Source organism: Vibrio sp. Evd11, assembly GCF_900382755.1.
Lineage (GTDB): Bacteria > Pseudomonadota > Gammaproteobacteria > Enterobacterales > Vibrionaceae > Vibrio > Vibrio lentus.
The window spans coordinates 22,352-45,156 of the sequence record NZ_OSDX01000012.1 but is presented as its reverse complement, the minus strand read 5'-3'; the positions used below and the strand labels follow the sequence as shown (position 1 = coordinate 45,156).

General features: G+C 44.6%; 18 protein-coding genes, 1 pseudogene and 1 riboswitch. Of the genes and pseudogenes, 9 read left to right on the top strand and 10 right to left on the bottom strand.

Features of this window, described 5'->3' with window-relative positions:
- Nucleotides 1-150: 150 nt before the first annotated feature.
- The 5 genes from ED652_RS07575 (at nucleotide 151) to ED652_RS07555 (ending at nucleotide 4,412) form a co-directional block, all read left to right on the top strand.
- Nucleotides 151-1,047: a LysR family transcriptional regulator gene (locus ED652_RS07575; protein ID WP_017110226.1), complete on the top strand. Its 897-nt coding sequence runs from the start codon at nucleotides 151-153 to the stop codon at nucleotides 1,045-1,047.
- A gap of 88 nt (nucleotides 1,048-1,135) precedes the next feature.
- The gene (locus ED652_RS07570) at nucleotides 1,136-1,429 is read left to right on the top strand and encodes a YebG family protein (protein WP_004735185.1); all 294 of its coding nucleotides are present in this window, start codon (nucleotides 1,136-1,138) and stop codon (nucleotides 1,427-1,429) included.
- Nucleotides 1,430-1,584: 155 nt separating this feature from the next.
- A riboswitch (Fluoride riboswitch) is annotated at nucleotides 1,585-1,669 on the top strand.
- Nucleotides 1,670-1,863: 194 nt separating this feature from the next.
- Entirely contained in the window at nucleotides 1,864-2,556 is a 693-nt protein-coding gene (locus ED652_RS07565; RefSeq protein ID WP_065206889.1) for an iron-sulfur cluster assembly scaffold protein, read from the top strand.
- Between the two features lie 24 nt (nucleotides 2,557-2,580).
- The gene (locus ED652_RS07560; protein ID WP_017110228.1) at nucleotides 2,581-3,570 is read left to right on the top strand and encodes a GGGtGRT protein; all 990 of its coding nucleotides are present in this window, start codon (nucleotides 2,581-2,583) and stop codon (nucleotides 3,568-3,570) included.
- A 200-nt stretch (nucleotides 3,571-3,770) separates the two neighbouring features.
- Entirely contained in the window at nucleotides 3,771-4,412 is a 642-nt protein-coding gene (locus tag ED652_RS07555) for a MarC family protein (RefSeq protein WP_017110229.1), read from the top strand.
- Between the two features lie 135 nt (nucleotides 4,413-4,547).
- On the opposite strand, the gene ED652_RS07550 is transcribed toward ED652_RS07555, so the two are convergent.
- Nucleotides 4,548-6,542: a bifunctional UDP-sugar hydrolase/5'-nucleotidase gene (locus ED652_RS07550; RefSeq protein ID WP_122054148.1), complete on the bottom strand. Its 1,995-nt coding sequence runs from the start codon at nucleotides 6,540-6,542 to the stop codon at nucleotides 4,548-4,550.
- 504 nt (nucleotides 6,543-7,046) lie between these two features.
- Here ED652_RS07550 and dapD point away from each other — a divergent pair.
- Entirely contained in the window at nucleotides 7,047-8,078 is a 1,032-nt protein-coding gene (gene dapD / locus ED652_RS07545; RefSeq protein WP_122054147.1) for a 2,3,4,5-tetrahydropyridine-2,6-dicarboxylate N-succinyltransferase, read from the top strand.
- 84 nt (nucleotides 8,079-8,162) lie between these two features.
- On the opposite strand, the pseudogene ED652_RS07540 reads toward dapD, so the two are convergent.
- Both ED652_RS07540 and purL read right to left on the bottom strand, forming a co-directional pair.
- Nucleotides 8,163-8,578, bottom strand: a pseudogene (locus tag ED652_RS07540) (DUF3332 family protein).
- Nucleotides 8,579-8,850: 272 nt separating this feature from the next.
- Nucleotides 8,851-12,765 (bottom strand): phosphoribosylformylglycinamidine synthase, encoded by a 3,915-nt coding sequence (gene purL / locus ED652_RS07535; protein WP_122054145.1) that lies wholly within the window; start codon nucleotides 12,763-12,765, stop codon nucleotides 8,851-8,853.
- A gap of 329 nt (nucleotides 12,766-13,094) precedes the next feature.
- Here purL and mltF point away from each other — a divergent pair, with 329 nt between their 5' ends.
- The gene (gene mltF / locus ED652_RS07530) at nucleotides 13,095-14,663 is read left to right on the top strand and encodes a membrane-bound lytic murein transglycosylase MltF (RefSeq protein WP_122054143.1); all 1,569 of its coding nucleotides are present in this window, start codon (nucleotides 13,095-13,097) and stop codon (nucleotides 14,661-14,663) included.
- 303 nt (nucleotides 14,664-14,966) lie between these two features.
- Nucleotides 14,967-15,101: a hypothetical protein gene (locus tag ED652_RS24095; RefSeq protein ID WP_017106613.1), complete on the top strand. Its 135-nt coding sequence runs from the start codon at nucleotides 14,967-14,969 to the stop codon at nucleotides 15,099-15,101.
- A 58-nt stretch (nucleotides 15,102-15,159) separates the two neighbouring features.
- Here the strand turns inward: ED652_RS24095 and tadA are convergent, their stop codons facing one another.
- The 7 genes from tadA to ED652_RS07495 form a co-directional block, all read right to left on the bottom strand.
- Entirely contained in the window at nucleotides 15,160-15,780 is a 621-nt protein-coding gene (tadA, locus tag ED652_RS07525; RefSeq protein ID WP_122054141.1) for a tRNA adenosine(34) deaminase TadA, read from the bottom strand.
- An 81-nt stretch (nucleotides 15,781-15,861) separates the two neighbouring features.
- Nucleotides 15,862-17,151, bottom strand: a complete 1,290-nt coding sequence (locus tag ED652_RS07520; RefSeq protein ID WP_122054139.1) for a hemolysin family protein — start codon at nucleotides 17,149-17,151, stop codon at nucleotides 15,862-15,864.
- Nucleotides 17,152-17,399: 248 nt separating this feature from the next.
- Nucleotides 17,400-18,962, bottom strand: a complete 1,563-nt coding sequence (locus ED652_RS07515) for an AbgT family transporter (RefSeq protein WP_050052903.1) — start codon at nucleotides 18,960-18,962, stop codon at nucleotides 17,400-17,402.
- A gap of 297 nt (nucleotides 18,963-19,259) precedes the next feature.
- The gene (locus ED652_RS07510) at nucleotides 19,260-19,709 is read right to left on the bottom strand and encodes a prepilin-type N-terminal cleavage/methylation domain-containing protein (RefSeq protein ID WP_122054137.1); all 450 of its coding nucleotides are present in this window, start codon (nucleotides 19,707-19,709) and stop codon (nucleotides 19,260-19,262) included.
- The gene (locus tag ED652_RS07505; protein WP_122054135.1) at nucleotides 19,699-21,039 is read right to left on the bottom strand and encodes a hypothetical protein; all 1,341 of its coding nucleotides are present in this window, start codon (nucleotides 21,037-21,039) and stop codon (nucleotides 19,699-19,701) included. Before ED652_RS07505 ends, ED652_RS07510 begins: the two co-directional genes overlap by 11 nt.
- The gene (locus ED652_RS07500) at nucleotides 21,036-21,668 is read right to left on the bottom strand and encodes a PilW family protein (protein WP_122054133.1); all 633 of its coding nucleotides are present in this window, start codon (nucleotides 21,666-21,668) and stop codon (nucleotides 21,036-21,038) included. Before ED652_RS07500 ends, ED652_RS07505 begins: the two co-directional genes overlap by 4 nt.
- Nucleotides 21,649-22,155: a GspH/FimT family pseudopilin gene (locus ED652_RS07495; protein ID WP_122054131.1), complete on the bottom strand. Its 507-nt coding sequence runs from the start codon at nucleotides 22,153-22,155 to the stop codon at nucleotides 21,649-21,651. Before ED652_RS07495 ends, ED652_RS07500 begins: the two co-directional genes overlap by 20 nt.
- Nucleotides 22,156-22,206: 51 nt before the next feature.
- Here ED652_RS07495 and ED652_RS07490 point away from each other — a divergent pair, with 51 nt between their 5' ends.
- Entirely contained in the window at nucleotides 22,207-22,689 is a 483-nt protein-coding gene (locus tag ED652_RS07490; protein ID WP_301951206.1) for a type IV pilin protein, read from the top strand.
- The last annotated feature ends 116 nt before the right edge of the window (nucleotides 22,690-22,805 follow it).

Here is a 22,805-nt window from a genome sequence, read left to right as displayed (position 1 = left end):
TTAAACTTAATTCACTAAACTTGTGAACTCATCAGCTTGTTGAAGCCATAATACGCTTGCGCTTCGTTAAACAATATCCAATTATATATAACAAGTGTTCATTAATACTGAACGATACCTTTCCACCAGCAGCGTAAAACTAGGAACCTGATGGCTAATATTTCAATCAAACAACTCAAAGTGTTTGTCACCATTACCCAACATTCGACGCTTACCGCCGCATCGGAAGCACTATTTTTGTCTAAGGCTGCAGTCAGCATGGCGCTGGGCGAAATGGAGAAACAATTGGGCCACTCTCTATTTGACCGGGTCAACAACCGATTAATTCTCAATCAAGAAGGACAAAAGCTACTTCCTTTGGCTGACGAGATTCTTCACAGAGCCGCAGGCATCGATGTTTTGTTCCGAGATGACCAACCATTAAGTGGCAATTTAAAGGTTGGCGCGAGTGACACTATTGGTAATCAGGTCGCACCGTTTATTCTGTCTGGCTTTCGCGAACTAACTCAGCATCAAGATCAGAGCTTGTTCATTTCAAACAGTGCGCTGATCTGCCAAAAGTTGGTGGATTATGAACTGGATATCGCGTTAATTGAAGGAAAAACACTCCATCCGGAATTGATCTCTAGCCAGTTCAGTAGCGATGAAATGTGTATTATCGTTAGTAATCAACACCCTCTCCTTTCTCAAGACAAAGTTGCATTGCAAGATTTAGAAGGCAGCCACTGGATATTGAGAGAGTCAGGTTCAGGAACTCGCGAGTTTTTCCTGCGTGCTGTTGCACCTCGTATTGAACATTGGTATGAATCCTTTGAACTCAACACCACCGAGGCCATCATCAATTCGGTTTCTGCAGGGCTTGGGCTCGCTTGTTTATCAAGGTTAGCCGCACAACGAGCGATTGATTCCGGCCGAGTAAAAGCACTCGATGTCCCGCTCGACATGAAACGCCGATTCTGGATGCTGGTGCACAAAGACAAATATCAAAGCCCGCTGCTGAAATCTTTCATGGGTTATTGTGAAGACTGGGCTACACATCAAGATTGAGGCCGCATAGTTAGGTCATCAACTGGACTTTTTGCATCAGAAACTGTATAAAAAGCCAGTAAAATTTATCAAACTTAGAGGATTAACCATGGCTGTTATCGTCAAGTACGTGGTCGAACGCAACGGAGAAGAGAAAATGACTTTTACCTCTAAAGCCGAAGCTGACGCATACGACAAAATGCTGGATATGGCTGATGAGCTTTTTGAACTGTTAAGCAAAAGCGATTTAGTTGAAGATGAAGGCAAGCAAGAAGAACTTGCAATGTACCTAGCGAAGAATAAAGAAGAAGTTCTTTACGCACTAGGTGCTAAGCGCAAACCAGCTCCGAAAAAAGAAAAGAAACTTGAAGCTGTTGAAGACGCAGAAGAAGATGCAGCATAACTAGCTGATACCTTTCTAAAAAACGTCAATAATGCCTCTAATAAGAGTCCGTTATTGGCGTTTTTTTATACTTATTGAAATATAATGAAGCTTGTTTATAGTCGAAATCGCTCTAAACATTCGCTTGCACAAAAGTGTGATAAAGATCTAATCTATAGTCATCAGGTGATGGGGTTCCACCTAAGCTTTTGCTTCAACCGCCCGTTCTTTTCGAACAGTGCTAATGACTCCTACAGAATCGAAAACAGGTAATACTGTTGGATGTATCGCTATTCCTCCATTTTGAAATGGACTTAGTCTATCAAGACCAAGCTTCATGACACCTTTGGATTACCGATACTCAAGATCTGTAGTGAATTAGCCGCACCTCTTCCAACACGTCCTGTTTTCTCAACGCCCTAGGTCTTAAATGGCTCTATCAGTGAGAAAACATTATGCACTACTCTTCAGAAATTCAATCAATGTGCCCTATTCAAAGGGGTGATCTTCACACTTCAGCTCCAATTCCAGTTGAAGGCGCTATGGTTAGCCCAAAAGATGTCATCGCTATTTCTGGCTTAAGCCATGGCGTAGGCACTTGTGCACCACAACAAGGTGCTGCCAAACTAACGCTAAACGTAAAAAACGGCATCATCGAAGAAGCGCTAATCGAAACGATTGGTTGTTCAGGCATGACTCAATCAGCCGCGATGGCAGCCGAAATCCTCACAGGAAGAACCATTCTTGAAGCTCTGAATACTGACTTGGTGTGTGACGCTATTAACGTAGCCATGCGCGAAATCTTTCTGCAATTTGTTTACGGTCGAACTCAATCCGCATTCTCTGAAGGCGGCCTAGAAATTGGCGCTGCATTAGAAGACCTAGGTCAAACACAACGTAGCCAAGTAGGTACTAGCTATTCAACCTCAGCGAAAGGCGTTCGTTACCTAGAGCTTGCAGAGGGTTACGTGACCAAGCTTGCACTTGATGACCATAGCGAAGTGATTGGCTACGAATATCTCAACCTCGGCAAAATGATGAAGGCGATTAATCAAGGTATGTCAGCCAATGAAGCAGCAGACCTTGCTATGGGAACCTACGGTCGCTTCGATGAAGCTGTAACTACCATTAACCCACGCCAACAATAATTTTTGCCAATTTAGAGGAAAGATATGATGAACACTCAATTTAATGAATCAGTAACTCGCGTATTGGCAGAAATGAACTTCGACTCTTTGGAGCAAGCGAACCAATACTGTCTATCACACAATGTCGACCCAAAAGCGTTAGTGATGGATACCCAACCTATTGCTTTTGAAAGCGCTGCCGATGCTTATATCCTTGGCTCAGCACTGGCGTTATTTCGTAAAGCCACCAGCGCAGAACAAGCCGCTAATATTATTGGTGAAGGCCTCCAAGCATTCACCAAACCCGGCAGTGTTGCCGAGCAACGCCAAGTCGGTATTGGCCACGGTGCGCTAGCTGCTCGTCTTCTCAATGAAGAGAGCCACTGCTTTGCTTTCCTTGCGGGCCATGAATCTTTTGCTGCTGCAGAAGGTGCGATTAAAATCGCACTCAACGTCAACAAATCACGTCACAACCCATTGAAGGTAATACTCAATGGTCTAGGTAAAGATGCAGCTTACTTAATTTCTCGCATCAATGGTTTTACCTATGTTCGCACTCAATACGATTACCAAACAGGCGAGCTTGTTGAAACAGAACGCCGCCGCTTCTCACAAGGCCCTCGCGGAGAGATCTTGTGTTACGGCGCTGATGATGTACGTGAAGGCGTGGCAATCATGCACAGAGAAGAAGTGGATGTAAGTATTACGGGTAACTCAACTAACCCAACGCGCTTCCAACACCCTGTTGCAGGTATCTACAAAGCAGAACGTACTCGCCAAGGTTTACCTTACTTCTCAGTTGCTTCAGGCGGCGGTACAGGTAGAACATTGCACCCAGATAACGTGGCAGCAGGCCCAGCGTCTTACGGCATGACAGATACCATGGGCAGAATGCATGCTGATGCTCAGTTCGCAGGTAGCTCTTCTGTTCCGGCTCACGTGGCAATGATGGGCTTCATCGGTATGGGTAACAACCCAATGGTCGGTGCGACAGTTGCATTGGCTGTAGCAGTAAGCGAATCTCAAAACGCATAACGACAACGTTGAGCGCCATGCTCTATCCATAGAGTAGAGTCCGTAAACTGAGAAACAAGCAACAACAGACGACCAAAACTCTACACCTATCACTAAAACCAAACAGCCAGCCTTATGCTGGCTGTTTTTTATTCACACTTGCTCTACTATCTATTTCTAACAATTATTTGTATTTAACTGCATCTTTTCAAAGGAATAATATGAAAGAGCTCATCATTCATACCATTACCGTGTTCATGGGCTTTTTTGCCATTATGAACCCTATCGCTAATACGCCAATCTTTCTTGGGTTAACCGGTGATAATGACAGGGAAACGGTTAAATCTATCGCATTCCGATCGGTACTTATCGCCTTCGTTATCGTCAGTACTTTTGCGATTTCTGGCAAACTGATCTTTGATCTCTTTGGTATCACGCTGTACGCACTGCGCATCACAGGCGGCATTCTGGTCTTTTTGATTGGCTTCCACATGCTGCAAGGTGATTCAACACATTCAAAAGCAAAAGAGAAAGTAAACTCAGACGCCCAGCGAGACGCAGCGCTAAGTATCGCAGTATCACCTTTAGCCATGCCAATACTGGCTGGCCCGGGCACCATTGCCACTGCGATGAACTTTGCTAGTACCGAGGGGATTTACGAGACCATCATTACCATCGTGGCATTTGGCCTCCTCTGCACCCTAACCTATGTCTTATTTGTATTCGGCGAACGCTTCGTTAAAGCGGTTGGACCAAGCGCACTGAACGTGATTACTCGAATGATGGGTTTGATACTGGCAGTTATCGGTATGCAGATGCTGATTGAAGGGATAGAGCAGGCTTACAAGGCGCTGTTTGTTTAAGATCAGAACGACGAAGTTCTGATACAAAAATAGCCAGCGATCTGCTGGCTATTTTCTTTTACGGTCAATATAAGGCTTTGTATTTTAAGACTTATATTTACAATACATAACGATCCGATAAGAGCGGTATCAGTATTATTTGTATTCCATCGTTGTTGTTTCAAAGCCTAGTGGTTCTAATACTTTCTTATGCTCAGCCCAAGAAATAAATGATTCGGCATCAGTATTACATACGTCACCTGAACCTTCCGCGCATGGTTTAATACCACCGTCATAGTTGACGCTATATTTCTCGGTACTTCCATCGTATGTCAGGTTATTAACTTTATAAGTTTTAAAACCATTGCCTGAAATGACAATGTCTTGACGATCTGTAGATGTTAATTGAGCATCGCCTAATACATTCCAACCATCACTACCACTTGCATTATAGTTATTAACGATAACAGTGTAGTTATCAACATCGTTCATTGTCGCCCACACTGGATTGTCTTCTGTTCCAGTATTTACCTCAAGAGTTGTCACTGTGCCTGATACACCTTTCACATCTTCTGTAAACGTGTAACGCATGCCTGATACGTAAGGGAACTTGCCAGCATGAGCACCTTCCGCAAGCGTCGGCTCAATTGTGCTGTCAATAAGATTTCGAATCACTTCGCCTTTAACGGTTAAAATAGACAAGTAGTTCGAGAATGGTAATAGTTCTAATGTCGCATTGCCTTCCCTGAAATCACCAGACGCAATATCCGTTCGAACACCACCAGCTCCCACCAAACCAATCTGAACATTTTTACCGGTAACCGTTGTTACCGACGGTTGATTTGCCCAATAAATCATACCTTGAGCAATCATAGGAGCAACATCTGAACCATGCTTATCAGTTCCAGCATCACCAGGACGGCGCTCATGACTGATTTCAGTCGGTGCAGCTGCAACAACATCACCATACGCAGCATCGAGAGCTGGCTTATAAGTTGCGTCGATACGGGTTCTTAAATCAATATCTTCATCTTTTATCGTGATTTTTTCATTATTATCAATAAACGACGTTACATCATCTTTATCAGTACTAATCATTTGATGTTCTCGATGAGAATCGTGATAAAACTCATCATTTGATAATAAAGTATTGTTCCCAACACATGAGATGAGATTGCCGTCTATGTCAAATGATACATCAACGTCTCCGATAGCTTCCGCATATTGGCCAGCTTGAACCACACAAGTATTTTGTACCTTGTCTTTTTGTGGGATCATTTCTGCGTAAATACCATTATTACCTTGATCAAGATCGGTAAAATCACCAAGTAAAGTATGAGAGTGACCGCCAACAATGATATCGATACCCGTTGTATTGGCAGCCAGATCCTTATCGGCAGCATTTCCTATGTGTGAGAGAACAATGATTTTATTCACACCCTTGGTTTTTAAATCATTTATAGTGGCCTGAGTTGCTGTAATTTGGTCACTAAATGTCACATCACCAGTTCCGGTAGCTATCGTTGGCATATCACCCAAGACAACACCGATTACCGCAACAACTTTCTCATCATCACTTGCATCAGAAACAGAGGTAATTGCTCTTTTTTCTGAGCCTTCAAATGCAAACAGTTGATACGGATATAAATTATCTACATTACTTAAAGACTGATCTTTTGATGCATCCATATTATTTGCTAATACAGGAAAACTAACTGTATTGATGAACGATGCGAGCTTGTCGGTATCTAAGTCAAATTCATGGTTCCCAAGTACCATTGCATCTAACCCCATCTGGGACAATAAGTCTGCGTTTGCAGCACCTTCATTTAGCTTAAAGTAAGCGGTGCCTTGCCATGCATCACCACCATGCAAGAATAACAAAGGTTCTTTGTCTGCTTTAGCCCCCGCTTTGATATCGTCAGCGGCTTTCAATAGGCGAGGATAACCACCAAATTCGTTATAAACCTTCTTGCCATCAGCACCCATAGTAAAACTGGATTTTACAGGATCAAAATTTGAGTGAGTGTCATTCACATGTGCTATGCGCAATGTCATATCGGGAGCAATAAAATTGTCGTCATTGTCCGAGCCACAGCCAACTATCGCTACGCCGATAGAGAGCACCAGTAAAGACTTAGTAAAATTCATAGAAGATCCTTTATTAATCGTTTTAATGTCGTTATGGCTGGAAATATACTTATATATCTAAGGGTTTTAGTGATCATTCTCTTAATTACACAGCTGAAAACTTGAGTATTTACTCGGACTGTAAGCACAAACGATAAATCAACAGAACTCGATGAATTATGATAATAAACATGAATTTATAAAGGAAATGTGACTGACTCTATTGATACGGAGAACAAGAAGGGGAGCTATAGAGCTGTATCGGAAATAAAAATGAGGTTGCGCGGTGCAACTCAACCGATCAGCGAAACATTAAGCGCTAACAGTAATATCCGGATAATGAAAACTATCGCTAAAAAGACAAGCAATATCATTTTACAGACTTTATCCCGATACGCCCTTTCATAACGAGGGCGCTCTCTTTATGATGAACGCAATTAAATTAACTTTGCTAACGGCAGCGCTTGTTATTCGAGCAGCTGTTATTGAATAGCAAAATCAAGACTCAACACATGGAGATTCAACATGGCTTACTTTTCACTAGCCTTCGGTACGGCAACCAAAAACCGCGACAATAAAATCATTGAAGCGTTCTTCCCTAACCCACTTCTAAACCCAAGCGATGCTCTAGTAGCGGCTGTTGGTGAGGTTGCAGGTTACACTGAAGGCAACCAAGCTATCGAAATCTCTGCTGCACAAAGCGCAGAACTAGCAAAAGCATTCGCAGCAAACGACGATGCAGCTAACGCATCTTTCGCAGAAAAAGCAGCAGCATCTGAGCAGCCACTTGTTCTTGTTGTTCTTGCGGCTGACGAGAAACCAGCATCAGTTGCTGAAGGCTTCCTAAAGCTACAACTTATCTCTAACCGCCTAGTTCAGCCACACGGCACGGTACTGGACGGCATCTTCGGTCTACTGCACAACATCGCATGGACAAACGAAGGCCCAATCGATCTTCCAGAGCTAACTGAGCGTCAAATCGAAGCTCGCCTTGCTGGTCGCGCTCTATCGGTAGATTGCGTAGACAAGTTCCCTAAAATGGTAGATTACGTGGTACCAACAGGTATTCGTATTGCTGATACTTCTCGTGTTCGTCTTGGCGCACATGTAGGCGAAGGCACAACAGTAATGCACGAAGGTTTCATCAACTTCAATGCAGGTACTACTGGCGTAAGCATGGTTGAAGGTCGTATCTCTGCGGGTGTTGTTGTGGGTAACGGTTCAGACATCGGCGGCGGCGCTTCTATCATGGGCACTCTATCTGGTGGCGGTACTATGGTTATCTCTATCGGCGAAAACTGCCTACTAGGCGCAAACGCTGGTCTTGGTTTCCCAATGGGCGACCGTTGTACGGTTGAGTCTGGTCTTTACGTGACTGCGGGTACTAAGGTTCGTATGCTAGATAAAGAAGGCAACGAAGTAGAAATCATTAAAGCTCGTGACCTTGCTGGCGTTTCTGACCTTCTGTTCCGTCGTAACTCGATCACTGGTCAAATTGAGTGCCTAGCGAACAAGTCTGCTGTTGAACTAAACAGCGAGCTACACAGCAACAACTAATCTATGCGCTAGATGCTAGAAAATACGAAGCCGCTGGGGTTAAATCCAGCGGCTTTTCTTTTTATAGCAGTAAAGCAGGGAAGGTTATACTTTTTCTGCGGCTAGCTGCTCAAGCGCTTGAATAGAGGTTTCTGATACTAACGTACCATCCATGTAGTAGCTGACCTTGTCACCATCACGAACCTCCGTCAGAACAGCCTTCTGGCTATCGTTAACATCAATCATAGTGTCGACTTTACTATCAAAGATATGAGGTGCGCCTGTGAGTGGGTTTTTACCCGCCCAGAATTCGATTGAGTTAAATACAATGTAATCGGCTGCTGTTGTTAGCGCGTAAACTGGCGCAAGCAAGAAGTTGACCCCGGCACGAGCGTAACGGTTATCGACAACCTCTACGTTGAACTTCATTAATTTCCCAGTAACGGCGTTACTACCGACACCCCAGCTAACGACATGACAATCGCTGCCACTGCAACTGCTTTTGTGATTGTTGTTTTCATAGATCCCTCTTATGCCACGATGATTGATTCAGTTTTTGAACGGCCAAATTGAATTGTTCTTGTATGAATACAAGAAATTATGGCCTAACAAATTGATTCCATAACATTTAGCGTAGTGGAGATTTTTAGAACAGCAAACTGCAAACCTAATTTGTTTCGCGTTGGTTCCTAAAATTTGTGTAATAAAAAAGCGCAGACCTTTCGATCTGCGCTTTTAACTTTTTAGCTTTTAGTTAATCCAATCTAGATTAACGCAGCATGTAGGTAAGTAATTAACCCACATTCTTACGTGCGTTTTGGAACATACGCATCCAAGCGCCATTCTCGCCCCAACCTTCTGGAGACCAAGAGTTAGCAACCGTACGGAATACACGCTCTGGGTGCGGCATCATGATAGTCACGCGGCCATCGGTAGTCGTTAGACCTGTGATAGCGTTTGGCGAGCCATTCGGGTTGTTCGGGTATTGCTGCGTTTGGTTACCGTTGTTATCAACGTAACGTAGAGCAACCGTACCTGAGTTTTCAATCGCGTTTAGGTGGTCGTTATCACGTACTTCTACGCGGCCTTCGCCGTGAGAAACAGCGATTGGCATACGAGAACCTTCCATGCCGTTGAAGAATACAGAATCAGACTTCTGAACTTCAACGAGGCTGAAACGAGCTTCAAAACGTTCTGATTCGTTACGAACGAAACGTGGCCAGTACTCTGCACCAGGGATAAGTTCACGCAGGTTAGACAACATCTGACAACCGTTACACACACCTAGAGAGAAAGTATCTTCACGCTTGAAGAAGTTTTCAAATTGGTCACGAGTAGAGTCGTTAAATAGAACCGACTTAGCCCAACCTTCACCAGCGCCCAGTACATCACCGTAAGAGAAGCCACCACATGCCACAAGGCCGTTGTACTCTTCTAGAACCGCTTGACCCGTTAGGATGTCGCTCATGTGAATATCAGTCGCTTCGAAACCTGCGCGGTCGAATGCTGCTGCCATTTCAACGTGAGAGTTAACACCCTGCTCACGTAGAATCGCCATCTTAGGCTTAGCGCCTGTATTGATGAATGGCGCTGCAATGTCTTCGTTTACGTCAAAGCTTAGTTTCACGTTCAGACCTGGGTCTGAATTGTCTTTCTTCGCTTCGTGTTCTTGGTCTGCACAGATTGGGTTATCACGTAGACCTTGCATCTTGTGCGTCGTTTCAGCCCAGATAGTACGTAATTCAGTACGGTTACGTTGGATTACAACGTCTGCGCCTGACTTAATCACTACTTCGTCTGATGCTTCAACTGAACCAACTACGTGTGAACACGCTTCTAGGCCATTGGCTGCAAGAGTAGAAAGAACTGCGTCTAGGTCGTCGTTACGAACTTGGATTACCGCACCCAGTTCTTCGTTGAAGAGTGCTGCTAGCGTATCTTCGCTGTTCTCTGATGCAGATAAAAGCGCTTCAATGTTCGCGTTAACACCACAGTGACCTGCGAACGCCATTTCAGCAAGTGTTACGAATAGACCGCCATCGCCTTTATCGTGGTACGCCACAACTTGGTCGTTTGCTACAAGCGTTTGAACGCCTTCGTAGAAACCTTTTAGTTGTGCTGCATTGTCTACGTCTGCTGGCTTGTCACCAAGCTGCTTGTAAACTTGCGCTAATGCCGTTGCGCCCATGCGGTTTTGGCCGTTACCTAAGTCGATAAGAACTAGGCTTGTATTACCCTTGTCAGTACGAAGCTGAGGAGTAATCGTCTTACGAACATCTTCAACACGTGCGAACGCAGTGATAACAAGAGATAGCGGAGACGTTACTTCTTTCTGCTCACCATTCTCTTCCCACTTGGTCTTCATCGACATTGAGTCTTTACCCACAGGGATAGTAAGACCCAGTGCCGGACATAGCTCTTCACCCACGGCTTTCACCGCTTCGTAAAGGCCTGCATCTTCACCTGGGTGACCTGCTGGAGACATCCAGTTAGCTGACAGTTTAATGTGTTTGATATCGCCGATGTTGGTCGCAGCGATGTTAGTAATTGCTTCACCAACCGCTAGACGAGCCGAGGCACCAAAGTCTAGAAGTGCTACTGGCGTACGCTCACCAAGAGACATTGCCTCACCGTGGTAAGAGTCATAACTTGCTGCTGTTACAGCGCAGTTAGCAACAGGAACCTGCCATGGGCCAACCATTTGGTCACGAGCCACAAGGCCAGTTACCGAGCGGTCACCGATAGTGATAAGGAATGTTTTCTCTGCCACTGTTGGTAGGCGAAGAATACGGTCAACCGCTTCGTTTAGTTCGATACCAGAACGGTCAATCGCAGGATTGTTTGCTTTTAGCGTCTTCGCGTCACGGTGCATCTTAGGTGTTTTACCTAAAAGGATGTCCATTGGCATATCGATTGGCGTGTTGTCGAAGTGTGAATCTTCTAATTTAAGATCACGTTCTTCTGTTGCTTTACCAACCACCGCGTAAGGTGCGCGTTCACGTTTACAAATCGCATCGAATGTTGCCATGTCTTTATCAGCAACCGCCATAACGTAACGCTCTTGAGATTCGTTACACCAGATCTCAAGTGGGCTCATGCCCGGCTCATCGTTTGGCACGTCACGTAGATTAAAGATACCGCCACGCTCGCCATCGTCGACTAGCTCAGGAAGAGCATTCGAGATACCGCCTGCGCCCACATCGTGGATAAATGCGATTGGGTTCGCATCACCAAGCTGCCAACAACGGTCGATAACTTCCTGACAACGACGTTCCATCTCTGGGTTTTCACGTTGTACAGAAGCAAAATCTAAGTCTTCAGAAGAAGAACCAGAATCCATTGAAGATGCAGCACCGCCACCAAGGCCGATGTTCATTGCTGGACCGCCAAGAACGATTAGGCTTGCACCTATTGGGATCTCTTTCTTCTGAACATGATCATCACGAATGTTACCTAGACCACCAGCCAGCATGATTGGCTTGTGGTAACCACGTACTTCTTCACCTGCGTGAGAGTTTACTTTCTCTTCGTAAGTACGGAAGTAACCTAGTAGGTTTGGACGACCAAATTCGTTGTTGAATGCTGCACCACCAAGAGGGCCTTCAAGCATGATATCCAAAGCAGTAACGATACGGCTCGGCTTACCAAAGTCAGTTTCCCAAGGTTGAACGAAGTTCGGGATCTTAAGGTTCGATACAGAGAAAGCAACCAGACCCGCTTTTGGCTTACCACCAATACCTGTCGCGCCTTCATCGCGGATTTCACCGCCTGAACCTGTTGATGCGCCCGGCCATGGAGAGATTGCCGTTGGGTGGTTGTGTGTTTCAACTTTCATCAAGATGTGTGTTTTCTCTTGGTGGTAGTTGTACTGACGAGTTTCTGGATCTGGGAAGAAACGACCGACTTCAGAACCTGTCATTACCGCTGCGTTATCTTTATAAGCAGACAGAACGTGTTCTGGTGTCGTTTCAAAGGTGTTCTTAATCATCTTGAACAATGATTTTTCTTGCTTAACGCCATCGATAGTCCAATCAGCGTTAAAGATCTTGTGACGACAGTGCTCTGAGTTCGCTTGTGCAAACATCATTAGCTCGATGTCAGTCGGGTTACGACCTAGCTTTTCAGTGAAGCTTTCAAGAAGGTAATCAATTTCATCTTCTGCTAGCGCAAGACCTAGGGTAACGTTTGCTTTTTCAAGCGCTTTACGTCCGCCAGTTAATAGGTCAACTTCCGCATAAGGAGCAGGCTCAGCAACTGTGAACAGTGCTGCTGCCGATTCGAAGTCAGTGAAAACCACTTCCATCATACGGTCGTGCAGGATTGCTTTCAGCTCAACAAGTTGAAGCTCTGAAAGTTCAGAAGAAGTTTCAATGTAGAAAGCGGTACCGCGCTCTAGACGTGACACTTTAGCCAGTCCACAGTTGTGTGCGATATCAGTTGATTTTGAAGACCAAGGCGAGATAGTGCCTGGACGTGGCGTTGCAAGCAGCAGTAAACCTTCAGGTTCATGCTCTTCAATCGTTGGACCGTAAGTCAGTAGCTTTTCTAGCTTCTCAACTTCAGACGCATCTAGGTCTGCCGTTAAATCAGCAAAGTGGGCAAACTCAGCGTAAATACCTGTTACAGGTAAGCTTAATTCACGACAAAGCTCTAAAAGCTTGTTAACACGAAACTCAGATAGAGCTGGGGAGCCACGCAAAATTCTCATGTGCTTAGGTCTCTTATGCAGTTGATTAAGGTGATATTGGAATAAATTCAGTGGGTTATAGGAACAACCTAACTGTTTTCTTCGAAGCTATTCCCGAAGGTTAACAAACCTATGCCGATTCCACCTCTTCAATGCGAGCGCATTATAAAGCATTTCTTTTTGTGACGTAACACCAAAAGCAACCGTTTGCGTTATTTTTTTCATCTAACGATATAAATGACAGTTTTGCTGCATTTATCAGCACTTTTACAACTGTTTAAATAAACCTGCTTTGCCAGCCTTGCGGGGTTTGGTATAAAGGGGCTTCCACTTTTCGAGATTTCATTTTGATGCCTAAATTTACGCTCATCTTTTCGTCTAAATTCCTTCTGCTCGTTATCGCTCTGTTAGGGCTAACGGGATGCCAGATTGAATCTGAACCTAAAAGTGTCCTTGAGCAGATACGAGATCGCGGCGTTCTTCGTGTCGGCACCCTGAATAACCAACTCTCTTATTACATTGGTCCCGATGGCCCTGCTGGCTTAGATTACGAGTTAGCTCGTGAGTTTGCGCAGGAGCTTGGTGTAAAGCTTGAGGTTAAACCTGCATACCGTTTATCCGGTCTCTTTCCTGCCCTAAAGAAAGGCGAGATCGATCTTATCGCGACCGGATTAACGCAAAACAATAACCTGACACGAGCTTACCGCGCCGCGCCCGCTTATTACTATGTAAGCCAACAAGTCGTGTACAAAAAAGGCCAGTGGCGACCAAGAAACCTCGGTCAACTGATCAAGTTTGAAAACGAGCGTCAGGCCGAATTTGTAAAAGCACAATCTGAATCAGAAGAAACGGCATCAAATGAAACACTAACGCCGTCTTTGGTTGTGGTGAAAGACTCACACTTTGAACCAACACTAAAACAGCTACAGAACACACACGATGACTTTATCTACGATGCGGTCGGTAATGCAGATATCAATGACCTGCTAAAAGAAGTGTCGACTGGCGAACGCTTGTTTACGGTAGCGGACTCGATTGAGCTGTCACTCGCACAGCGTTTGTACCCAGACGTGGCTTTGGCTTTTGAACTCACTGAAGACCAACCTATCTCTTGGTACTTAGAGCGTTCAGAAGATGAAAGCCTGTATGCATTGCTGATTGAGTTCTTCGGTAACCTAAAACAATCTGGTGAACTGGCTTCACTGGAAGAGAAGTACATCGGTCACATTGGTACCTTTGACTACGTTGATACTCGTGCCTTTATCCGCGCATTGGATAGCAAGCTACCAAAATGGTCACCACTGTTTCAGAAATACTCACAAGAATTTGATTGGCGCTTGATTGCTGCTTTGGCATACCAAGAGTCACACTGGAACCCAGTCGCACGTTCTCCTACTGGTGTTCGAGGGATGATGATGTTGACGCTACCAACCGCGAAAAGCGTAGGTGTTACTAATCGTCTTGACCCGAAACAGTCGGTACAAGGTGGTGTTGAATACTTACGTCGTATCGTGAATCGAGTTCCTGACTCTATTACTCAACATGAAAAGATCTGGTTTGCCCTCGCATCATACAACGTAGGTTACGGTCACATGATGGATGCACGTCGCTTAACCAAAGCACAAGGCGGTGATCCTGACGCTTGGGGTGATGTGAAAGACAGGCTGCCTCTTCTAAAGCAGAAGAAGTACTACAGTAAAACTCGTTACGGTTATGCTCGTGGTGATGAAGCAAGGAATTACGTTGAGAACATTCGCCGTTATTACCAAAGCATTATTGGCCATGTGAACAAGCGAAATCAAGAGGAAGAAGCGAGCCTTGAAGGATTGGTGGTTATCCCACCTTTAGAGATCTCGGGCGCTGAATCGACAATCAGTGCGGCTGAATCCGCTATGAACGACGCTGAGTCTTCCAAATAAATAAAAAAGAGCAATGCTATATAGCGTTGCTCTTTTTTTTATACATGAGCCACTGGTTCGCATTGAGAGGCTAAACAAACAAAGTGACCGTTAAAGTTAAGGTGTCATATTGCAGTAACAATCGAACTTTATAACGACATACCATAAGCGCCATGATGTTCTGTTGTATTCAGACACTGGCCATCGCGATAGCTACTCAAAAAGTATCGCTAAATTCGCGACAGAGCTCATAAACAAACAACCACTATAATTAAAACTGAAGTCATAATTACAAAGCCAGACGACAAATAGGAAATCGTTGAAATGATGAAGAACAAACTGAAATCGAAGCGCCTTGATAAGACCGTTGCTGCAAACCGTCGTAAGCGTATGCTTTCAAATAATAAGAAAAAGATCATTTGGCGCAACCGTGCTTTCATGCAGATACTTTCTGAGTAAATACACCGAGTAAGTTTTCTGCGGCACTCTTGCGATAGAGGGTGCCGAAAGCTGGCTTCTATCTTTTGTTAGTTGCCTTATTCTTGTTACTTGCCTTCTCAGCTTCTAAACGCTGCTCTTCTTGTAAACGCTCAAGCTTTCGCTTCTCTTTTATCTCTTTTCTACGACGTTTAAAAAACGCCTGTAGTTGCTCACGGCACTCTACTTCTAACAGACCATGCTCAACATCGGCATAGTGGTATGAGGCTTGGCTTTCAAAGAGGTTCAATACCGTACCCGCAGCGCCTGCTTTCAAGTCAGGTGCACCAAAGACAATGCGCTTTACTCGGCTGTGTAACAAGGCTCCAGCGCACATAGGACACGGTTCAAGCGTGACGTATAAGGTGGTATCAAGTAAGCGATAGTTTTCCAAAGCTTGGCCCGCTTTACGCAAGGTTTCGATTTCTGCATGTGCCGTGGCATCGTGGCTGCCAATCGAACGGTTCCAACCTTCAGAAATAATCTCACCCTCTTTTACCAACACAGCACCCACGGGAACCTCTCCCTCATTCTCAGCTTGCTTGGCCACCTCAATGGCACGTCGCATGAAGATTTCATCTTGAGGGGTGAATTGATGGTCTGACAAAGGGAACTCCAGAAAACAAAGGATAAGAACAAAAAAAGGTATGCGGAGAAGCATACCTAATCTTAGTGATTATGAACAATAAAGAGATAACGAACAACAAGCGCGGACTTGTTCGTTGAATATCTAGCGGCTTATCTAACTAACAGCATCGCCCAACTCATTGACTATTTTTTTCGCTTTAACACTCACGATACGGTTGTTCTCGACCGAGATGATTTCAAACTGCCATTGCTGACAATCAACGACTTCTCCCGTATCGGGTAAACGCCCAATCAGCCAAGTGACAAGGCCATTCAATGTTTGGAAGCCTTCGCTTTCCCCTTCTAACTCTGACAGCTCTAAGCGGTTCTTGAGCTCACTGATAGGGATTAAACCATCCACCAGCAACCCATCTTCAACTTGCTCTGTCCATAGGTCATTCGGATTATTGGATAGCTCACCTGCAATCGCTTCAAGAATATCGTAATGAGTCACAAGGCCTTGCACATCGCCATATTCATCAACGATGAACGCCATCTCTGTACCCGACTCTTTAAAGTAGCTAAGTAAACGCAACGCCTTCATAGACTCCGGAACATATATCGGAGACTTAGACAGCCCCATGATCACTTGAATACTTAAATTACCCGCCTGATTCAACAAAGCTTTGGCCGACACCGTACCAACCACCTTATTGAGGTGATCTTGGCATAATGGAAACACACTGTGCTTTGACGAACGTAATTTTTTGAATATGTGCTCAACGGGTTGGTCAATATCCAGAAAGTCGACGTCTCGGCGTGGCGTCATCAACGAACTCACAAGGCGATCATCAAGCTGTAAGATATTGCGAATCATCTCTTGCTCGCCACGCTCTATCACACCAGATTCAGAGCCTTCTTTCACGAGTGCATGAATATCGTCTTCAGTCACACTGTCTTCTTCGCCACCACGTCCCATTAACTTAAGAATACCTTCGGTTGATGCAGACAACGCAAACACAAACGGCGTCGCGATTTTAGATAACCAGAAGATAGGCAGCGCCACTAACACGGCGATGTTTTCAGCTTGGGATTGAGCAAAACGCTTTGGCACCAACTCACCCACAACAATCGCGAAGTAAGTAATACCGACAACAACTACCGCAGTAGACAATATATTCGCTTGGGTTGGGTCGAATCCCCACAGCTCAAGTTGAACGGCCAATGGCGCAGATAGCGTCGCCTCGCCCACAATACCGCTAAGTAGGCCGATTACCGTAATACCGATTTGGATTGTAGAGAGGAAGCGGGTTGGGTTTTCTTTGAGCTCAAGAGCAATCTGAGCGGAGCGATGTTTTTCGGCTAAGCGTTTCAGCCGACTATTTTTTGCTGCTACCAATGCAATCTCTGACATGGCAAACAGACCATTTAAAACAATTAACCCTACTAAAAGCAGAATCTTCATGTGGATTGGATTTCCTAATTTTACCGGCCAACAATTAGCCGTAATCCGGAGTATAAGCTGAGTGCCTTTATTTTGAATATAAAAAGTTTTGGATATAGAAAGTTTGGGATATAAAAAGTCTTGGCTATAAAAATCTTGGATACAAATAAAAGTGGAAAACGATAGCAAAAAAAGCCCGCACATTTCGGTGCGGGCTTCGATGATTTTATCTTACTAAGTTTGGCTTTTAGTACTTAGCTTTACTTATATTACATAGTGTAAGTGTAAGGAGCTTGGATACCTAGTGGGATACCAAGAGCCCAGTAAGCTAGCAAGAAGATTGACCAACCGATTAGCATAGCAATCGAGAATGGCATCATTAGAGAAGCTAGAGTACCGATACCTGTCGACTTAACGTAACGTTGACAGTAAACAACAACCAGTGGGAAGAACACCATTAGTGGAGAGATGATGTTAGACACTGAATCGCCTACACGGTAAGCCGCTTGAGATAGCTCAGGAGAGATACCCACAACCATTAGCATAGGAACTAGGATAGGACCAATCAGTGCCCATTTAGCAGAAGCAGAACCTACAAGCAGGTTAACTGCAGCCGTTAGTAGAATCATACCAACAACCGTTGCTTCACCAGGAAGGTCCATCGCTTTCAAGCCTTCAGCACCGTAAAGTGCCAGCATAGTACCGATGTTTGATTGAGCGAATGCAGATAGGAACTGAGCACAGAAGAACGACATTACAATGTATGCGCCCATTGTTGCCATCGTCTCAGACATTGCTTTGATAACATCATTACTATTCTTGAAAGTACCCGCTACACGGCCGTAGACGATACCCGGAATAATAAACAGGATGAAGATCAGAGGAACGATAGACTTCATTACTGGTGCAGAGAACGCTGTTAGCTCACCTTCAGGCGAACGAAGTGCTGAGTTTTCAGGCACCAAAGCTGCGATAAGTAGACCAATACCTGCAACCATTGCCCAACCAGCAAATTTGAATGCTTTAGATTCAATCGCTGTAAAGGTACCTAGATCAGGTGCTTGTTCTGCATCTTCATCAACAGGAGTGTTAGCAAGGCGAGGCTCGATGATCTTCTCTGTTACGTACCAACCGATAGCAACGATTAGAACTGAAGATAGGCCCGTAAAGAAGATGTTCGCTAGAGGGTTAACCACATATGCAGGGTCAAGAACGTTTGCCGCTGTTTGAGTGAAACCTGCTAGTAGCGGGTCAATACCAGAAGGAATGAAGTTCGCAGAGAAACCACCTGATACACCAGCAAACGCTGCTGCAATACCTGCTAGAGGGTGACGACCCGCTGCGTGGAAGATGATACCGCCAAGAGGGATTACTAGAACGTAACCTGCATCAGCTGCTGTGTGAGACACGATAGCAACCAAGATTAGCATTGGCGTTAATAGCTTAGCTGGCGTGAAGTTAAGCATCTTCTTAAGGCCAGTCGTAATGAAGCCTGAAGAGTCAGCAACGCCAACACCTAGCATAGCAACAAGTACGATGCCTAGCGGTGCAAAACCTGTGAATGTGGTAACCATATTCGCTAGGAAGCTAGCAAGCGCTTCACCAGTTAGTAGGTTGTTAACTTCTAGAGCAGCACCCGTTTGAGGGTTGATTAGGTCGAATGAAAGATTCGACAAAAGTGCAGATGCTACCCATACGATAACTAGAGCCCAGAAGAACAGAATTGCTGGGTCTGGAATTTTGTTGCCGGCGCGTTCAATGAAGTTTAGAAAGCGGTCCATCCCACTGATCTTCTCAGTCGATGGTGCTTTTTTTACGGCTTGGTTACTCATGGTAACTCCATATGTGATGTTGTTTGTTTAGGCCTAATATAAGTTTTGACCACGGCCTATTGGTGCAGCACATATTCTATTAAAGTCGCTATAAAAAAGCACAAGATTCCACCTTATTTTCCATAAATGGAGACATATTTTGCAAAAATGCCATGCAACTGCAACAATATAAAAACACAAAAAACACCATTCCATATACAGCCATTTAACTAGTACGCAAACAATGTCCGAGAAATGAAAAGTGTCGGTAAAAGGAGTGTCGTGTGCCTTGGCATGCAGTAAACGTTTGCTTAGGGATCAGTCAAACTCACTGTATTTGGAGAGCATAGTTTCAAGGTAAATACTTTGTAATTTGTTCATACGATCTTGCCATGCAACAGTCACCGTAATGTTTTTCAAAGCGCCAGACAAAGCACCGTTGGCATTTGTCACTTCACATGTCATAGCATAAGCAGAGCCAGATAAGCCGGACAAGGGAACTGAACTTGCCGTGTTCAGACAGTAACTCGCTTGATTGAGTTCCTCAAAAGGGATCAACCCGACCGCCCCACTCACATCCGAGACACGAGTTCGATAGTATTCCATCTGCCTTTCAGCAAAATGCAGAGCCTCCACACTGTGAAGCGCAAAGTCCGATTTTTGTTCAGCATAAACCTGTAATTTAACCAACCCTAACGAAGCAACCCCGATGAGCAAAAAAGAGATAAGCACCTCTATCAAACTGAAACCTTGGTGTTTAGAAGTCATTCCATGATCCTCGCTTCCATTGATAAATCGAAGGCGGATCACTCGGATTAGACTCTGAACGAAAATCCAAATCCATATCCCCCACAATCGTTGTCACACCAAGTGGCGAATCGAAGATAAGGCCACCTGAAGGTAAACCAGAAGCAAACTGAATCCCGACACTTTTTTTCAGGACGGTAGCGTCATCGATGTCTTTGATAAAAGGTGCAAATACATTGGGAGTGACAAGCGCTTTCCAGAAGTCATCTATACGAGTTTTAACATGACTCTTTTGATAATCGACCAAATGATAGATCACACCGTTGTAAGTCATGGCACCATTTAACGCGAGCACACCATCTTGAATCACCAGAAGTTGAGATTGATTGTTGGCGGCAGCAACCGCTGAATTGATATGGCAATTTCCCTCAACCCACAATCCTTTGGTTTGCCCTAAAGTAAAATGGTCCATAATTTCGGTGCCGCACTCTGTCGCATTCAGTATCTGCACGCGCTTAAAAAGATCAGTGTCTTGCGATAAGTCGACAATGTTTTGATCCGTTTTCGCGATACCAAAGAAAGTATAAAACGGGTTCATATTTGGATCGGGATTAAAGTCTTTTTGGAAGGGCGGAGGATTCGCTCCTTGAGAGGAATCAGGCGCATAGATTGAGTTGCGACTTCCTGAATTGCCTTTGGAGATCTCCGTTTTATATTCGCTATCACACACACCATCAAAACCAGAAAACGGACCATCCGCACTTGGGTCGAGCACTTCTAAGCCTAACGCCTGTCCTGAATCACCATGTGTTGAATCGTATTGGTAAGTAAAAAGGTCGGCAAAAGTAACACTAACACACTCATATTCATTACCGCTGATCGGTTCTTCTTTTACTGTAGGCTTCAGGCTCAATGTACCGATGATCTCAATCGGCCCTGTTGATTGAATTGCCCCACTTCCTAGCTGAGAGCTCTCACGAATAGTTTTAGACAGCAACTGTGTATCGGTTGTAGATGCAATAATATAAGCGATAGAACTCGCACTATCCGAAACCTCTATTTGCGGTTCATTATCATAAGGAGAACACCAATCAGAAAAGTCGGCAGGTCTTGCACTGATATCTTTGATATCTAAAACGGTTTTATCGAGCTCACGTAGATAGGAATAAGTACACTCTAAACCACCTTCCGAACGCCAGTGATTTTGCCTTCCTTGCACCTCATTTTGAGCTACTTTAATTTGATGGAATACACTGCGATACATGCCTAATGTCACCACTAAAGCACCAATTAACAGCACTGACGTAATCAATAGAGTCACCACACCACGCTGCTTTCTAAACATCATCATTGCCAGTTCCTCTGTTTGACAGAAACCGAAACCGATTTGGAAACACCTGCGGTTGGAATTGACGCTGTAATATTAATATCAGTAAGCGTGCTCTTAATAGAATTTAGCTCCAATACCTGAGACGTAATATTGAGTTCATCTACGTCGATGAGGCTGTCATCAAATAGCGAATAACAACCCGTGACTTCATTGAACGAAAGGAGGTCGGCAGATACAAGTGTGCCTTTTTCACAAACTTGTAGCCTAGTTCCACTCTTGCGGTAAACGATATGTCGATGATCTTTATCGCTACTCGACCCTTCTCGGAAATAAACAAAACCCACCGCAACGCCGCCACTCACTTGAATGGTGTGACTCGCGCCAGATAACTTTATTGAGTAACCATTAGAGCCATCGTAGCCCGCTCGTTGGATATCTTCTTTCATCACCTGCATGGTGCTGGTTAGATTTTGCAGCAGTAATAGCTCGATGCCGTTATCTTTTGCGATTCTCTGCCCCGTAATAAACACACTGCCAATAATAGAAATCGCAAACACGCCAATCACAGAGGCCACCATCAATTCAATCAGTGATGTACCTTGTTGCTTGTTAGGCGCTGCCGCTATTGGTTTAACACGCATCATAGCCATACTGCGCGTTCGACTCGCCGCACACCTTAATGCGCCCTGGAGGGCTAGATAATTTGATCAAAAGCCGATCGGTTGAAACCGTATTAGGCGCTAGATAAAGAGTCCCTCGAGAAGGTCTTCCACGAACGCTCTCAAAGGTGATTCTGTCTCCGGTGTAGTTATGAGAAAACGAAAGGTCACGAAAGGGTTCGCCCGACAACTGCAGTAAAGTTTCACCTGACAAGTCTTCGGTCGGTTTTAACCAAACAGTCCAATATCCTGTTGATTGCACTTCATTCTTTTCCATCGAGAAATGAACCCAAAGATCTTGATTCCTTTTTACTGACTCTGACTTAGCCTGAATAAGAAAACCATTTAACTCGCTAGCCAACCTCTGCATCTTCACGGTTTGCGTTACTGAACTAAAACTCGGGGCAGCCGTGGCGATCAGTATCGATAACACCGATACCGTTATTAACAGCTCTAATAAAGTAAACCCGCGAGTCATTTCCCAAATTCCTATGTAATCTGATGCGTAACCGCATTTAATCTTGCGCCGATGCTACCACCAGAGAAAAATAGACAGAGATATGAAAGGAAACTACTCGCGATGATTCGAAGAAATATATGCAACAACAACAACTTAAGCATTAAAGGAATGACATTGATCGAATTATTGATCGCTGTCGCCATCGTGGGGATACTCGGCGCCATTGCGTACCCAAGTTATACGAGCCATGTAATTAAAGCGCATCGAGTCACTGCAATGGCCGACATGACCAAGATTCAACTGGAGATGGAGACCCTCTATACAGGAAACTACGCGTCGGCCGCTGATAGTATTATTTCCGGAGGGACATGTTTATTTTGCGATACCGACACTAGTCGATACACATTAGCAATTTCAGCCAGTAGCACCACCTATTCGATTCAAGCGGAACCACTTTCGCAGCAGGTAAATGATGAATGTTTAGACTCGAATACCGATAAGTTAGAATTGTACCACTCGGGTGTTTCGGAGCCCGAAGCGTGTTGGAAGTGACAAGAGCAACCACCAAAGAGCTCTAGAATTTATCTGATAAATCTCGACTCTTTCTTCTCTGAGCTTCTTTTCTCTGATCTACAGATACAAAAAAGCCTGCACACTGGCAGGCTTTA

Bases quoted from the DNA above. Each gene is read 5' to 3' on its own strand.
- ED652_RS07490 (WP_301951206.1), top strand. From the start codon at position 22,207: ATGCTACCACCAGAGAAAAATAGACAGAGATATGAAAGGAAACTACTC.
- ED652_RS07520 (WP_122054139.1), bottom strand. From the start codon at position 17,151: ATGAAGATTCTGCTTTTAGTAGGGTTAATTGTTTTAAATGGTCTGTTT.
- purL (WP_122054145.1), bottom strand. From the start codon at position 12,765: ATGAGAATTTTGCGTGGCTCCCCAGCTCTATCTGAGTTTCGTGTTAAC.
- ED652_RS07575 (WP_017110226.1), top strand. From the start codon at position 151: ATGGCTAATATTTCAATCAAACAACTCAAAGTGTTTGTCACCATTACC.
- ED652_RS07550 (WP_122054148.1), bottom strand. From the start codon at position 6,542: ATGAATTTTACTAAGTCTTTACTGGTGCTCTCTATCGGCGTAGCGATA.
- mltF (WP_122054143.1), top strand. From the start codon at position 13,095: ATGCCTAAATTTACGCTCATCTTTTCGTCTAAATTCCTTCTGCTCGTT.
- dapD (WP_122054147.1), top strand. From the start codon at position 7,047: ATGGCTTACTTTTCACTAGCCTTCGGTACGGCAACCAAAAACCGCGAC.
- ED652_RS07505 (WP_122054135.1), bottom strand. From the start codon at position 21,039: ATGATGATGTTTAGAAAGCAGCGTGGTGTGGTGACTCTATTGATTACG.
- ED652_RS07515 (WP_050052903.1), bottom strand. From the start codon at position 18,962: ATGAGTAACCAAGCCGTAAAAAAAGCACCATCGACTGAGAAGATCAGT.
- ED652_RS07565 (WP_065206889.1), top strand. From the start codon at position 1,864: ATGCACTACTCTTCAGAAATTCAATCAATGTGCCCTATTCAAAGGGGT.
- ED652_RS07555 (WP_017110229.1), top strand. From the start codon at position 3,771: ATGAAAGAGCTCATCATTCATACCATTACCGTGTTCATGGGCTTTTTT.
- ED652_RS07570 (WP_004735185.1), top strand. From the start codon at position 1,136: ATGGCTGTTATCGTCAAGTACGTGGTCGAACGCAACGGAGAAGAGAAA.
- ED652_RS07510 (WP_122054137.1), bottom strand. From the start codon at position 19,709: ATGACTTCTAAACACCAAGGTTTCAGTTTGATAGAGGTGCTTATCTCT.
- tadA (WP_122054141.1), bottom strand. From the start codon at position 15,780: ATGCTTCTCCGCATACCTTTTTTTGTTCTTATCCTTTGTTTTCTGGAG.
- ED652_RS07500 (WP_122054133.1), bottom strand. From the start codon at position 21,668: ATGGCTATGATGCGTGTTAAACCAATAGCGGCAGCGCCTAACAAGCAA.
- ED652_RS24095 (WP_017106613.1), top strand. From the start codon at position 14,967: ATGATGAAGAACAAACTGAAATCGAAGCGCCTTGATAAGACCGTTGCT.
- ED652_RS07495 (WP_122054131.1), bottom strand. From the start codon at position 22,155: ATGACTCGCGGGTTTACTTTATTAGAGCTGTTAATAACGGTATCGGTG.
- ED652_RS07560 (WP_017110228.1), top strand. From the start codon at position 2,581: ATGATGAACACTCAATTTAATGAATCAGTAACTCGCGTATTGGCAGAA.